Here is a 12020-nt window from a genome sequence, read left to right as displayed (position 1 = left end):
ACCTTCTCCCCGGCGGGGAGAAGAAACAAGTGGCACCATCCTCACCCATTCTCGACGTCATCCTCGGGCTTGACCCGAGGACCCACGCCTCACGCGCAAGGAGGGAGTTCGCCTACCGCGCGCCCCACGTATCCGTCAAACGATACCCTTCCGGCCACGGATCGGACGGATCGAGCATGTGCTGGTGAATACCGGTGATCCAGCCCCGGCCGGAAATTTCCGGCAGGATGGCCGGACGATCACCGACCTTGGTGGTTCCAAGAATACGGCCGGTAAAGGTGGAGCCGATCAGCGACACCGCCGTCAGGGTTTCGCCCTCCTTCATTTCGCCGCGCGCATGCAGCACCGCCATGCGGGCTGAAAGTGCCGTGCCTGTCGGCGAACGGTCCACCTTGCCCGGCTGGATGGCGACGGCCGCCCCTGCCCTGAGACCTTCGGTCGTGCGCTCCACCTTGCCCGCAAACAGGCAGAAGGAAAAATGCCGCCAGTCCGGGTTTTCGGGATGGTCGAAGCCCAAAGCCTTGTTGGCGGCATTGGTGATGCGCACGCCGAGGCGGGCGATCTCATGCGCCTCTTCCGGCTTCAGGCTAAAGCCCATCGCCTCGGCATCGACGATGACGAAGCTGTCGCCGCCATAGGCGGTGTCCACCTTCAGCGTGCCGAGGCCTTCAACCTCGAGTTCGACATCGAGTTTTGCGGCAAAGCTCGGCAGGTTCTGCACGAAAATGCGCTCGGCCTTGCCGTTGCGGCATTCGGCGCGCACCTTCACCAGCCCGCCCGGTGCTTCCAGCAGCATATGGGTTTCCGGCTCCTGCATCGGCACGATGCCACCATCCAGAAGCACGGTGGAAACGCAGATGGAGTTGGAGCCGGACATGGGCGGCGTGTCTTCCGGCTCCATGATGATGAAGGCGGCATCCGCGTCGGGATGTTTCGGCGGCACCAGCAGGTTGACGTGCCGGAACACGCCGCCGCGCGGCTCGTTGAGCACGAAATTGCGCAACGTCTCATCGCGGGCGATGAAGCGGCTCTGCTCCCAGATCGTTTCGCCCGGCGGCGGCCTGACACCGCCGACGATCACATCCCCGACTTCGCCTTCCGCATGGGCGGAAATGACATGAACGGTCTTGATACTGCGCATTCAAAACTCCTTAGGAAAGCCATGAAGGAAGAAGGGATGGGGCACGCCCGGTCAGCGCGCTTTCAACGCAATCGGCAAGGCTGCCGAAGCGCACGGCGCGACCGCTGAGGCCGGGTCCGTAATGGGCGTATTTGCCTGAATTCGTCATCAGGGCACGGGTCTTCGTCGGGAAAACCGGCTCGGAAATGGAGCACCAGCAAAGATCGGGCAGCACCTGCACGCCGCTGTCACGCAGGCTTTGCAAAGTGCCGTCCTGCCCGGCTGCATCGATGACCTGCTGGCCGGCTGTGACGATGACGGCGACATCCGCGTGACGCCGACGGCCGGCAAATTCAGCCGCAAGCGCGTGGCACTCCTCCAGCGAGGCATGCGGACTGCCGATGGCGACAAGTTGCACCTCTTCCGGTCCTTCATTGAGAAGCGACCAGCCGGCGGCCATATCGGAGGGTGAAACAGTGACGATATCGGCCGTTTCGAGAGGCGGAAGACCGGCTTCCGGCGTTACGCCCTCTATATGAAGCATGGGCGCAGCGGAGGTAGTGCCGAAAGCGGCGCAGAGCGCCTTTAGATCATCCCGTGACGGCTTCGCAGGGCCAAGGCCGCGCAGCAGCGGAATGCAATCCGGTGCGGCCTTGCCCGCCAGATAACCGACGAGCGGCCAGAAGGCATCATCCACACCCTGCGGCAAGGCCACATTGACGATGCGCTGAGGACGGCGATTTTCCTCCAGATAGACGCCGGCAAGTGGCGCCCTGCCCGTCAGCGCGATGCAGAGATCGAGAAAGTCCGGATGTTTGGCCGTGCGCGCGCCAAGAACCGTATTGGCGAAGATCACCGCGTTCGATTCGGCCCAGGCGATCATGTCGCCGGCCTGCGGCGCGCTGTCGAGCAGGTAAGGCGAACAGGTGAAAGTCGGGCGACAGCCCATGCGCACATAAGCATCCGCCAGCCTTGCAGCCGGGTCGCCGAAATCCTCCGGCATGCCCTGCGAACGCCAATGCGCCTTGTCCACCGAAATGGCGTTCATGGTCGTCGGCACCCGTACCTTCGCGCCCATCTCCGCCATTTTTTCCGCGAAGGTGAGATTGGCGGGGCTGGCATAGATGCAGCCATCGATGTGACCCTGCGTGACATCGACAAGCGCCGACGCCCCCTGCTGGGCGGCCATGGCGACGGTGATGCGCATGGCCTGCTGCACGGCGATGCCATCGCGCCCTTCGAGCATGGCCCGGTCGTCATCCCGAAGATCGAGATGCGCCGTCGCCGGCGGCGTGATGGCAAGAGAAACACCATCGGCTTCGATGGCCGTCTCATCGATACGGACATGAACGGCTTTGGAGAACCGGGCGAAATTTTCCGCGTCGAGGCGCAGCACCGGCAAAGGCTTGCCGAACATTTCGGCGGCGATCAGCGCGCCCAGCGTCAGCACGTCCTCGGCCTCGCAGAAGACCAGCGCCGAGGGCGCACGGCCCGTCAGGATAAGATCGAGCAGCACACCCGAACCGGTGCACGAACCGCGGCTGGTGGGCATGAACAGCACGCCGCCGGTGAGACAGGTGCCATGCAGCGGGTGGTGCACGTCGATCACCCTGCCGGTGGCGGGATCGACCCCGCCCCAGAAACTCAGCGCTTCGGTCGTCGCAATCACGGGACCTTCGGCCGCCCCCGGCAAAATGCTGCGGGCTTCAGGAACGGCTGTTGTCGAGAGGGAAGAAGACATCGGAAATCCCCGTCAGAAACGTTGCGGCGAAAATGCCCTTGTATCGATGGCGGGTTTTTGCCCCGTCAGAAGATCGGCGACGATGCGGGCCGTGCCCGCCGATTGCGTCAACCCCAGATGCCCATGGCCGAAAGCATAGACCACCCGCGCCGTGTGCCGTGCTTCGCCGATGGCCGGCAGGCTGTCCGGCAGCGAGGGGCGAAAGCCCATCCACTGCTTGCCGCCTTCGGTTTTCAGGCCCGGCAGGAAGGCTTTCGCCTTGGTCAGCAGCGCTTCGGAACGGGCGAAATTGGCCGGAAGCTCCAGCCCGCCCAGTTCCACCGCGCCACCGACGCGGATGCCCGAGGAAAGCCGCGTGACGACGAAACCATGGCCGCCGAAAGTCACCTGCGTGCGCAGATCGAAGGCGCCAGACGGCAGGGTTGTATTATACCCCCGTTCGGTTTCCAGCGGAATTTTTTCCCCGAGCGAACGGGCGATACGATGCGAAAAGGCGCCGGCCGCCAGCACCACCCTGGCGGCCTTGCGGGTGCGTCCGTCATGGCTCACCACCTCGACGCCGTCTTCCAGCGGCCTGAGCGAAGCGATATCGAGGCATTCGATACGGCCGCCAATGGTGCGGAAATGCTCGGCCAGCGCCAGCGTATAAAGCTTGGGATCGGCGATGGAATACCAGCCGGGCGTGAACGTGCCGCAGGTGAAACGCGGGGCGATGCCGGGCTGTATCTCGGCCATCTGTTCGGCATTGAGATGCCGGAACTCGATACCGTGCCGCTCGCGCGCCTTCCAGCCGGGAAGCGAGGCTTCGAATTCCGCCTCGCTTTCATAGACCTGGAGGTTACCCTCCTTGCGCAGCATGGCGATGGTGTCGGTCTTTTTCAGGAACGGCTCCAGCTCGGCCTTAGCGAGATCCATCAGCGCCGTCTGGGCGGCGGTGGAATGCTCCACCTTCGAAGCGGCACAGGCCCGCCAGAAGCGGAACATCCACGGCGCGATCTTCAGCGCATAGGCCGGCGGCACGCTGAGCGGACCGAGCGGATCGAGAAGCCACTTCGGCGCCTTCCATAGAATGCCGGGCGATGCCAGCGGCAGGATATCGGTGAAGGCGAAGGCGCCGGCATTGCCGGCGGACGCGCCCGCCGCCGGTCCCTCGCGGTCGATGACCGTGACCGACAGGCCACGGCCCTGCGCCGCGATTGCCGCCGAGAGGCCGACGACGCCGGCCCCGATGACAATGACATCATTGGCTGGCATTACCGCACGCTCGCCAGGAACTTCTGGGTTTCAGGACGCTGCGGCGCGCCGAACAGTTGGTCCGGCGTACCGATTTCCGCCATCACCCCCTGATGGAAAAAGGCGACGCGGTTCGAGACATCACGCGCGAAGGCCATTTCGTGGGTGACGCAGATCATCGTCATGCCCTCATCCGCCAGCATCTTTAGCGTATCGAGCACTTCGCCCACCAGCATCGGGTCGAGCGCAGACGTGACTTCGTCGAACAGCATATATTCCGGCGACATGGCAAGCGCGCGGGCAATCGCCATACGCTGCTGCTGACCGCCCGACATGCGGTTCGGATAGACCTTCAGCTTTTCGGCAAGACCCACATGGGTCAGTTGCTTCACCGCGATTTCCTCGGCCTGCTCCTTCGAGATGCCGAGCACCTTGCGCGGCGCGAGCATGACGTTTTCGAGCACCGTCAGATGCGGGAAAGCGTTCCATTGCTGGAAGACGATGCCGACCTTGCGGCGCAGCTTGTTGAGGTCGGTGGACTTTGCATGCACTTCCGTGCCGTCGATGACGATCTTGCCGCTGTCGATCGGCTCGAGGCCGTTGATGCAGGTCAGCAGCGTCGACTTGCCGGAACCGGAGCCGCCGATGATGGTGACGACCTCGCCCTTGTTGACGGTGAGGTTGATCCCTTTCAGAACCTCCAGCGGGCCGAAGGATTTGCGGACGTTTTCGATCTCAATCATTGGGGGACCACCGTCTTTCGAGATACCCGCCGAAACGGGCGATGGGGAAGCTGATAAGGAAGTAGATGGCGCCGCAGATCATCAGAATGGTCAGCGGTTCCTGCAGGCGGGTGACGAGGATCTGCGAGGCGCGCAGAAGCTCGATAAGGCCGAGCCACAGCACCAGCGCCGAATCCTTCATCACACCAAGGGTAAGGCCGATCCACGAGGGCAGCGACACGCGGGTAGCAAGCGGCAGCACGATGTAGCGCATGTCCTGCGACCAGGTCATGCCGAGCGACCGGCAGGCGCGCCGCGTATTCGACGGCACCGCACCGATGCCGCCGCGCACGATTTCCGTGCAATAGGCCGCCGTATAAAGCGACAGCACCACGCAGGAGGTGGTGAATGGCGGCCAACCGAGCTTGGCTATCGACTGGAAGGCGTTGCCGAGAACGAGCTGGATGAGCAGCGGCACGGAACGGAAAATATCCAGCACGAAGGTCAGCGGCAGCGACCAATAGGGGCCGAACTGGAAACGGATGATACCGAAGATGATCCCCATGATGGTGCCCGCCGTGACGGCGACGGCGGTGACGGCAAGCGTCATGCCGGCACCCTTGGCCAGGAAGGCGAGATCACTCCAGGTGAGAGCGGTTTCAAACATGGCTCACCTCTCTCAATAACGGAACAGACGCGCGGCCAGCAAGCGGGCGGCGAGCGTGACGATCTTGGCGATCACGTAATAGATGACCGCGGCGAGCGCGAAGAATTCGAAGGTGCGGAACGAGCGCGCATTGAGCGCCTGCGTCACACCGGCGAGATCCGTATTCATGCCGACGGTAACACCGAGCGAGGTCATGAGAATTGCCCAGACCATCTGGTTGGTGGCCGGCAGAAAAGCGACGCGCAGCATTTGCGGCAGGATGATGAGCCGGAAGGTCTGCATCGAGGTCATGCCGAGCGAGCGGCCGGAGCGCGTCTGCGTATCGGGAATGGCTTTCAGCGCGCCACGGAAATTCTCCGCGAGATAACCGGCATTGTTGAAGGCGATGCCGACCAGAAGCGCGGTATAGGGGCTCAAATGAATGCCGAAATTACCAAGGCCGAAATGGGCCATGTAAATCTGGAACAGTGCCGGCGTGTTGCGGGCGATTTCCACCCAGACGGAGGCGAAAGCGCCGAGAATGCGGTTGCCGGAGAGCCGGAACAGCGTCAGCAGGATGGCGAAGGAAAGGCCGATCACCATCGACAGGATGGCGATCTGCAGCGTCACCACCGCACCGTCCAGAAGCTGCGGCAAAGCCTTCAGCGCCTGATTCCAGTGAAATGTATAGTTGAACATGGGCGTCCCGCCTCTTCAGAAACGATCAACGGCGCGATCATCTTGACCGCGCCGTTTACGAAAAGTCCTGATCAGCGATAAACGCCGTTGACGGTGAGCGAGGGAACTTCACCGCCAACCCATTTTTCATAGAGTTCGGCGTAACGGCCGGTGCGAACCTGCTGGTTGATGAAGAGGTTCAGGTAGTTGATGAAGCCGTATTCGTCACGGTTGGTGAAGAGCGCGACATAATCGATGTCATAGGGCGCCTTGCCGACCACGGAGATGCCGGCGAACTTGCCGCCCTTGACGTTGGACTGCGCAACCGTCGAGGTGGAAACGGTGGCGTCGATCTGGCCCTGGCTGAGCGCGAGGAACACGTCTGCCTGCGTCTGGTACGGACGGAATTCGCCGACGCCCCATTCCTTGACCGTCTTTTCGAGCGCGATGGCTTCGAACGTACCGGCCGTTGCGCCGACCGTTTTGCCCTTCATGTCCTCGAAGGACTTGATGCCGGACTTGTCGTTGGCGGTAACGGCCATTTCGAAAGCGAAGTAAGGCACGGTCATGCCGACCGTCTTGGCGCGCTCCAGCGTATCCGAAGTGGAAGCAACGCCCACATCGACGCGGCCGGACATCAGCGCCGGAATACGCTCCGGGAACGGCGTTTCGACGATTTCAGCGGTAACGCCGAGCGCCTTGGCGAGATCGTTGCAATAATCGACATCGAAGCCGATCGGGTTATTGGCGTCATCACGCGCGCCCATGGGCGGGAAATCGAGCACGACGGCGCAACGCAGCGTGCCGGACGAAATGATGTCGTCAAGTTTGTCGGCCTTGGCCGGAGTAATAGCGAAAGTGGCGGCCAAGAGGCCGGCGACGATGACCGATTTTTTCATTCTTTATTTGCTCCCACAATTGGTCTGCCCTTGAAGGCGCGGTCACTATTTCCCTATGGCGGCGATAAATCAACTTAAAAATACAAGGAGTATACAAAAAGAATTTTTGCATGTGCGAACTGATGAGGTGTCGCGGATCATTACGCAAGCCGGCGTGGGGGGAGCGGACAAGGTGGGAGAAACATCCAGCATCCCTCATTCCTGTGCTCGTCACAGGATGAGGGCTTAAGCTATCTTCGTGTTTGACAGGGTGGCCTTCCGCTCTGACTGAGCTTCATCGAAAAGACACGTTGCAATACTCACGCCTTTGTATACTTTATGTATTCAAAATGTGCGAGCCCTATCGGAGGACTATGATGAGCGACACGACCACCTTGACCATTGAGGCACTTTTCCAGCGGGTCGAGTCGATTTTTTTGAGGGCCGGGCTGAATGATGTACAGTCGGGCGCGCTCGCACGCGTCATCACGGCGGGTGAGCGGGACGCCTGCAAGTCCCACGGCATCTACCGTATCGAAGGCGCGCTCCGCACCGTCAAAGCCGGCAAGGTGAAGCCCGATGCGATACCTGAAGTGGCTGAAGACGACGGCACGGCCATCGTGAAGGTCAATGCCCATGGCGGCTTCGCCAACCCCGCCTTCGAACTTGGTCTGCCGGTTCTGGTGGAGCGGGCGAAACGCGCGGGCATCGCAGCGCTCGTCATCAATGACTGCACGCATTTCTCGGCGCTCTGGCCGGAAGTCGAAGGGCTGACCGAAAACGGTCTCGCCGGGCTGGTCATGTGCCCGAGCTATTCCACCGTCGCGCCTACCGGTGGCATCAAACCGCTGCTCGGCACCAACCCCTTCGCCTTCGGCTGGCCGCGCAAGAACGCCTCCCCTTATGTCTTCGATTTCGCGACGTCGGTTGCGGCACGTGGTGAAATAGAACTGCACCGGCGTGCCGGAAAGCCCCTGCCGGAAGGCTGGGCTCTGGATGCCGACGGCAAGCCGACGACCGACCCGGAAGCGGCCCTTGCCGGCTCCATGCTGCCCTTTGGCGGCCACAAGGGATCGGCCATCGGCACCATGATCGAGCTTCTCGCCGGCATCATGATCGGCGATCTCACAAGCCCCGAAGCGCTCGAATTTCTCGGCACCACCACGCTTGCCCCCACCCATGGCGAGCTGATCGTCGCCTTTTCGCCAGAGGCCTTTGCCAAGGGCCGCCCCGGCGATCCCTTCCAGCGCGCGGAAGTGCTGTTCGATGCCATCATCGGCCAGGGCGCCCGCCTGCCCTCGGGCCGCCGCTTCACTGCCCGCGCCAAATCCCAAAGCGAAGGCATCACGCTTACCGCCGCCGAAATGGCCGGGCTCGACCGGCTGCTGGATAAGGGGCTGGACGCGGTTTCCTGATTGCGTTTGGATGTGGAAATGAAAAGGCCCGCGATTACGGGCCTTTTTCATGGGTGACATAGCATCCCTGCTCCGTCATCCCGGACTAGATCCGGGGCCAGCGCGATCAAGTTCTTGATCGCGGAAGAGTCCTTTCACAGCGCAGACGCGCCGTGGCTGGATGCCGGATCAAGTCCGGCATGACGGGGGAGAGATATCAGATCTCATCACATGCAAAAAAGGCCCGCAATTGCGGGCCTTTTTCAGCAGCGATATCTCAGGCAGCCTTGCAGGCCTGCACGGCGCCCGGAAGCTTGCTCCAGTCGGCGTACCAGCTGTTGAACAGCTTGAACTGCGCCTCGACATAACCGCGCTGGCTGTCGGTCAGGGCGTCGGTCTCGTTGAAGTGCAGCGTGTATTCCTTGTCGCCCTTCAGCACCATCATGTGCTTGAAATAGAGAACCAGATCCGGGCCTTCATCGAAGGAAGAGAGGACGGCGAGCGCCTGTTCCAGCTCCAACGCGCGGGCGCGGGCGTCCGCATCACCCTTTGCGGCGGCCTGCGACAGCTTGCAGAGATGAATGACTTCCTTCGGCAGAACATTGCCGATGCCGGTGATGGCGCCGGTGGCGCCGCAATTGACGAAACCGTGGAAAACGGCGGTATCGACGCCGATCATCAGGGTGACGTCGTCATCGCGGCTGGTGATGTTCTCGGCCGCATAACGCATATCGGCCGGGCCGCCGAATTCCTTGAAACCGACGAGGTTCTTGTGCTCGGCGCGCAGCGCGAAGAAGAGATCGGCGCGGGTGGCGAAGCCGTAATAGGGGCTGTTGTAGATGACGGCCGGGATTTCCGGGGCAGCCGAGAGGATGGCCTTGAAATGGGCCTTCTGGGCGGCGATGACCGAACCGCGCGACAGGACGCGCGGAATGACCATCAGGCCCTTGGCGCCAACCTTCTGGGCGTGGGCGGCATGGGCAACGGCAGATGCCGTGTTGACCGCGCCGGTGCCGACGATGACCGGAATGCCGGCTTTCACCAGGCGCTCCACGCCTTCCATACGCTGCTCGTCCGTCAGGAGCGGCCAGTCGCCCATGGAGCCGCAATAAACCACGGCGGACATGCCATCGGCGATCAGTTCCTTGCCCTTGCGAACAAGCGCATCGAAATCAGGGGTGCGATCATCCTTGCAGGGGGTCATCAAGGCGGGAATCACGCCGGAAAAAATGCTGGCCGTCATTTCAAGCTCCTAAGGGACATGTTTTTCGGGAATGGACGCACCTCCGCGCCACCCTTTCGACAAGGACATTACAATCTTGTATTTTATTTGTCGACAAGAAATCGACAAGCTACAGATTTATTTCCAGACGCTCGTTTCGCACCAGCAGTTTCTGCACCTGCCGCACGATCTGCTCGGCATGCTCGCGGGCCAGTTTCTCGGAAAGAACGGTATCGCGCGCGGCGATCGCCGCGATGATCTCATCATGATCGTCGACGAAGCGCTTCGGCAAACGATCGTCATAGGACTGATAATAAAGCCTGAGAATGCGTCGTCCCTCATCCAGCAGGCGCTTGAACAGGCTGGTGAAATAGGGGTTTCGACCGGCTTCGGCGATGGAAAGGTGCAGGGCGGCATTGGTGGAGATCATCGCCAGCGCATCCTGCTCCTCCACCGCAATGGCGAATTCCGCATTGTGGGCGCGGATTCCGGCCAGATCTTCCGGTCGGTGATATTGCGCTGCGAGCTGCGTCGTTACCCGATACATCAACACCAGCGCATCGAAATAGGTGTGCATGTTGAGGAAATCGATGTTCGACACCATGGTCGAACGGTTCGGCAACGTATCGATCAGCCCCTCGCCCGAAAGCCGCACCAGCGCCTCGCGGATCGGGGTGCGCGACATCTTGAACCTTTCGGCAAGCTGCACCTCATCGATGGGGCTGCCCGGCGGCAGGACCAGATCGAGAATCTCGTCGCGCAGCAGATCATAGACCATCTTCACGCCGGAGCCGCGCTTGCGCTCGGCAGAAGCAATTATATCCGTCATCATCAAATCCCTCTTGTCGACATAAAGAGTACTATTATATTTTTTCCCGATCAACGCCGCGCAGCGCCGCAGCCTCTTCGAATGGCGGAATAATTGTTCAAAAACAACAAAAAGCCGTCGCGAAAATTGCCCGCGACGGCTTCAAACATGCGATTTGTGGCGTTGATGCTATTTATACGGCGTCGCCGCTTAAGAATGGATGATTTCCCTTAGAAGCGAAGAGCACGCCGCTTGTCTCTTCTCCCCGCCGGGGAGAAGGTCGCGGCAGCGGGATGAGGGGGCAAGGGTCGCAAGATACGGCAACGTTGCCCCCTCATCCGACCCTTCGGGCCACCTTCTCCCCGGTGGGAGAAGAAACGCCCAGCAATGTCCCGCCTCAAGCCAGCATCAATTGCGCAGGCCGGTGGCCACGACGGAAATCTTGAAAGCGCCGTCCAGCGTCGGGTCGAAGGAAGCGCCCATCACCACATCGGTTTCTTCGCTGACCGCCTCGCGCACCAGCGTCATTGCCTCGTCGATCTCGTAGAGCGTCAGATCGTTGCCGCCGGAAATGGAAACCAATGCGCCCCGCGCTTCCTTCAGCGACGGTTCGCCGAGCAGCGGGTTGGCAATGGCTGCGGCCGCCGCTTCCGAGGCGCGCTTTTCACCCTTGGCCTGCGCCGTGCCCATCAGCGCCCGGCCGCCATTCTTCATGACATAGCGCACATCGGCGAAATCGAGATTGACAAGGCCTTCGCGCAGGATGAGATCGGTGATGCAGCGCACGCCAAGCGACAGAACCTTGTCGGCCGTCTTCAGCGCATTTTCGAAGGTCGTGCCGGCATCGGCAATGCGCAGCAGGTTCTGGTTGGGGATGACGATGACGGTATCGGCCGTGTTGAGCAGGTTGGCGAAGCCATATTCGGCAGCCCGCATGCGGCGCGCACCCTCGAAGCTGAAGGGAAGCGTCACGACACCGACGGTCAGGATGTTTTTAGCCCGGCAGGCTTCGGCAATGACGGGGGCCGCGCCCGTGCCGGTGCCGCCGCCCATACCGGCGGTGATGAAACACATGTCATAACCGCTCAGGTGATCCATGATCTCGTCGAGGGAATCGATCGCCGCCTGCCGGCCGACCTCGGGATCGGCGCCCGCGCCAAGCCCGCCGGTCAGTTCGGAGCTGAGCTGCACGAGCCGCGGCGCATTGGTCTTCTTCAGCGCCTGCGCATCCGTATTGGCGGCGATGAAATCGACGCCGCCGATGCCCTCGGCAATCATGTTGTTGATCGCGTTGCCGCCACCGCCACCGACGCCGACGACGGCGATATTGGGCGTGTTGCGGGCAATGGTGGCGCGCGGAGACTGGGTCATCGTCTTATTCTCTTTCTAAACTCATAGGGTCCCGCGCCGTTTTTTGACTGCGGCACGCGAATGATCGGCAAGGTTCCAGCGCTTCCTCCCCGATGGGGGAAAGAGGCTGTAACGCTTTGAATTTTCATGCCGGCCTTTCACCCCATAATGGCGAAAGAACGGTGTTCCAGGGGGCGAAAGATGCTCCACGGCGACGTTCTCCGACCC

General features: G+C 61.6%; 11 protein-coding genes. 1 reads left to right on the top strand and 10 read right to left on the bottom strand.

The window, feature by feature from the left end; translation table 11 throughout:
- Window positions 1–112 precede the first annotated feature (112 nt).
- The 7 genes from CFBP4996_RS24755 to CFBP4996_RS24725 all read right to left on the bottom strand — a co-directional run bounded on the left by CFBP4996_RS24755 (window position 113) and on the right by CFBP4996_RS24725 (window position 7039).
- Entirely contained in the window at window positions 113–1141 is a 1029-nt protein-coding gene (locus tag CFBP4996_RS24755; RefSeq protein ID WP_080853429.1) for a trans-3-hydroxy-L-proline dehydratase, read from the bottom strand.
- A 10-nt stretch (window positions 1142–1151) separates the two neighbouring features.
- Window positions 1152–2861 carry a cis-3-hydroxy-L-proline dehydratase gene (gene lhpI, locus CFBP4996_RS24750; protein WP_080853430.1) on the bottom strand — a complete coding sequence of 570 codons (1710 nt, stop codon included), beginning with the start codon at window positions 2859–2861 and terminating at the stop codon, window positions 1152–1154.
- 12 nt (window positions 2862–2873) lie between these two features.
- Complete coding sequence (locus CFBP4996_RS24745; RefSeq protein ID WP_080853431.1) at window positions 2874–4115, bottom strand: NAD(P)/FAD-dependent oxidoreductase; 1242 nt, start codon at window positions 4113–4115, stop codon at window positions 2874–2876.
- On the bottom strand, window positions 4115–4837 hold the full coding sequence (locus CFBP4996_RS24740) for an amino acid ABC transporter ATP-binding protein (RefSeq protein ID WP_080853432.1): 723 nt from the start codon (window positions 4835–4837) through the stop codon (window positions 4115–4117). Before CFBP4996_RS24740 ends, CFBP4996_RS24745 begins: the two co-directional genes overlap by 1 nt.
- Window positions 4830–5483, bottom strand: a complete 654-nt coding sequence (locus CFBP4996_RS24735; protein ID WP_006312400.1) for an amino acid ABC transporter permease — start codon at window positions 5481–5483, stop codon at window positions 4830–4832. Before CFBP4996_RS24735 ends, CFBP4996_RS24740 begins: the two co-directional genes overlap by 8 nt.
- Window positions 5484–5495: 12 nt before the next feature.
- Window positions 5496–6161, bottom strand: a complete 666-nt coding sequence (locus CFBP4996_RS24730; protein ID WP_080853433.1) for an amino acid ABC transporter permease — start codon at window positions 6159–6161, stop codon at window positions 5496–5498.
- A 71-nt stretch (window positions 6162–6232) separates the two neighbouring features.
- A complete protein-coding gene (locus CFBP4996_RS24725) occupies window positions 6233–7039 on the bottom strand; it encodes an ABC transporter substrate-binding protein (protein WP_080840107.1) in 807 nt (268 codons plus the stop codon).
- Window positions 7040–7395: 356 nt separating this feature from the next.
- On the opposite strand from CFBP4996_RS24725, the gene CFBP4996_RS24720 reads away from it, so the two are divergent.
- Window positions 7396–8433: an Ldh family oxidoreductase gene (locus CFBP4996_RS24720; protein WP_080853434.1), complete on the top strand. Its 1038-nt coding sequence runs from the start codon at window positions 7396–7398 to the stop codon at window positions 8431–8433.
- 256 nt (window positions 8434–8689) lie between these two features.
- On the opposite strand, the gene CFBP4996_RS24715 is transcribed toward CFBP4996_RS24720, so the two are convergent.
- From CFBP4996_RS24715 to ftsZ, 3 genes are all read right to left on the bottom strand, one after another.
- The gene (locus CFBP4996_RS24715; protein ID WP_003521712.1) at window positions 8690–9655 is read right to left on the bottom strand and encodes a dihydrodipicolinate synthase family protein; all 966 of its coding nucleotides are present in this window, start codon (window positions 9653–9655) and stop codon (window positions 8690–8692) included.
- Between the two features lie 109 nt (window positions 9656–9764).
- A complete protein-coding gene (locus CFBP4996_RS24710) occupies window positions 9765–10463 on the bottom strand; it encodes a GntR family transcriptional regulator (RefSeq protein ID WP_031234148.1) in 699 nt (232 codons plus the stop codon).
- A gap of 387 nt (window positions 10464–10850) precedes the next feature.
- A complete protein-coding gene (ftsZ, locus tag CFBP4996_RS24705; protein ID WP_003521714.1) occupies window positions 10851–11813 on the bottom strand; it encodes a cell division protein FtsZ in 963 nt (320 codons plus the stop codon).
- Window positions 11814–12020: the final 207 nt, after the last annotated feature.

The organism is Agrobacterium leguminum (genome assembly GCF_005144435.2).
Classification (GTDB): Bacteria; Pseudomonadota; Alphaproteobacteria; order Rhizobiales; family Rhizobiaceae; genus Agrobacterium; species Agrobacterium leguminum.
Note: the sequence above shows the minus strand (reverse complement) of the source record. Positions and strands in the feature narration are given on the sequence as shown.

Coding starts and splice junctions, on each gene's coding strand:
- CFBP4996_RS24710 (WP_031234148.1), bottom strand. CDS start 10,463: ATGACGGATATAATTGCTTCTGCCGAGCGCAAGCGCGGCTCCGGCGTG.
- CFBP4996_RS24730 (WP_080853433.1), bottom strand. CDS start 6,161: ATGTTCAACTATACATTTCACTGGAATCAGGCGCTGAAGGCTTTGCCG.
- CFBP4996_RS24715 (WP_003521712.1), bottom strand. CDS start 9,655: ATGACGGCCAGCATTTTTTCCGGCGTGATTCCCGCCTTGATGACCCCC.
- CFBP4996_RS24755 (WP_080853429.1), bottom strand. CDS start 1,141: ATGCGCAGTATCAAGACCGTTCATGTCATTTCCGCCCATGCGGAAGGC.
- CFBP4996_RS24725 (WP_080840107.1), bottom strand. CDS start 7,039: ATGAAAAAATCGGTCATCGTCGCCGGCCTCTTGGCCGCCACTTTCGCT.
- ftsZ (WP_003521714.1), bottom strand. CDS start 11,813: ATGACCCAGTCTCCGCGCGCCACCATTGCCCGCAACACGCCCAATATC.
- CFBP4996_RS24735 (WP_006312400.1), bottom strand. CDS start 5,483: ATGTTTGAAACCGCTCTCACCTGGAGTGATCTCGCCTTCCTGGCCAAG.
- CFBP4996_RS24745 (WP_080853431.1), bottom strand. CDS start 4,115: ATGCCAGCCAATGATGTCATTGTCATCGGGGCCGGCGTCGTCGGCCTC.
- CFBP4996_RS24740 (WP_080853432.1), bottom strand. CDS start 4,837: ATGATTGAGATCGAAAACGTCCGCAAATCCTTCGGCCCGCTGGAGGTT.
- CFBP4996_RS24720 (WP_080853434.1), top strand. CDS start 7,396: ATGAGCGACACGACCACCTTGACCATTGAGGCACTTTTCCAGCGGGTC.
- lhpI (WP_080853430.1), bottom strand. CDS start 2,861: ATGTCTTCTTCCCTCTCGACAACAGCCGTTCCTGAAGCCCGCAGCATT.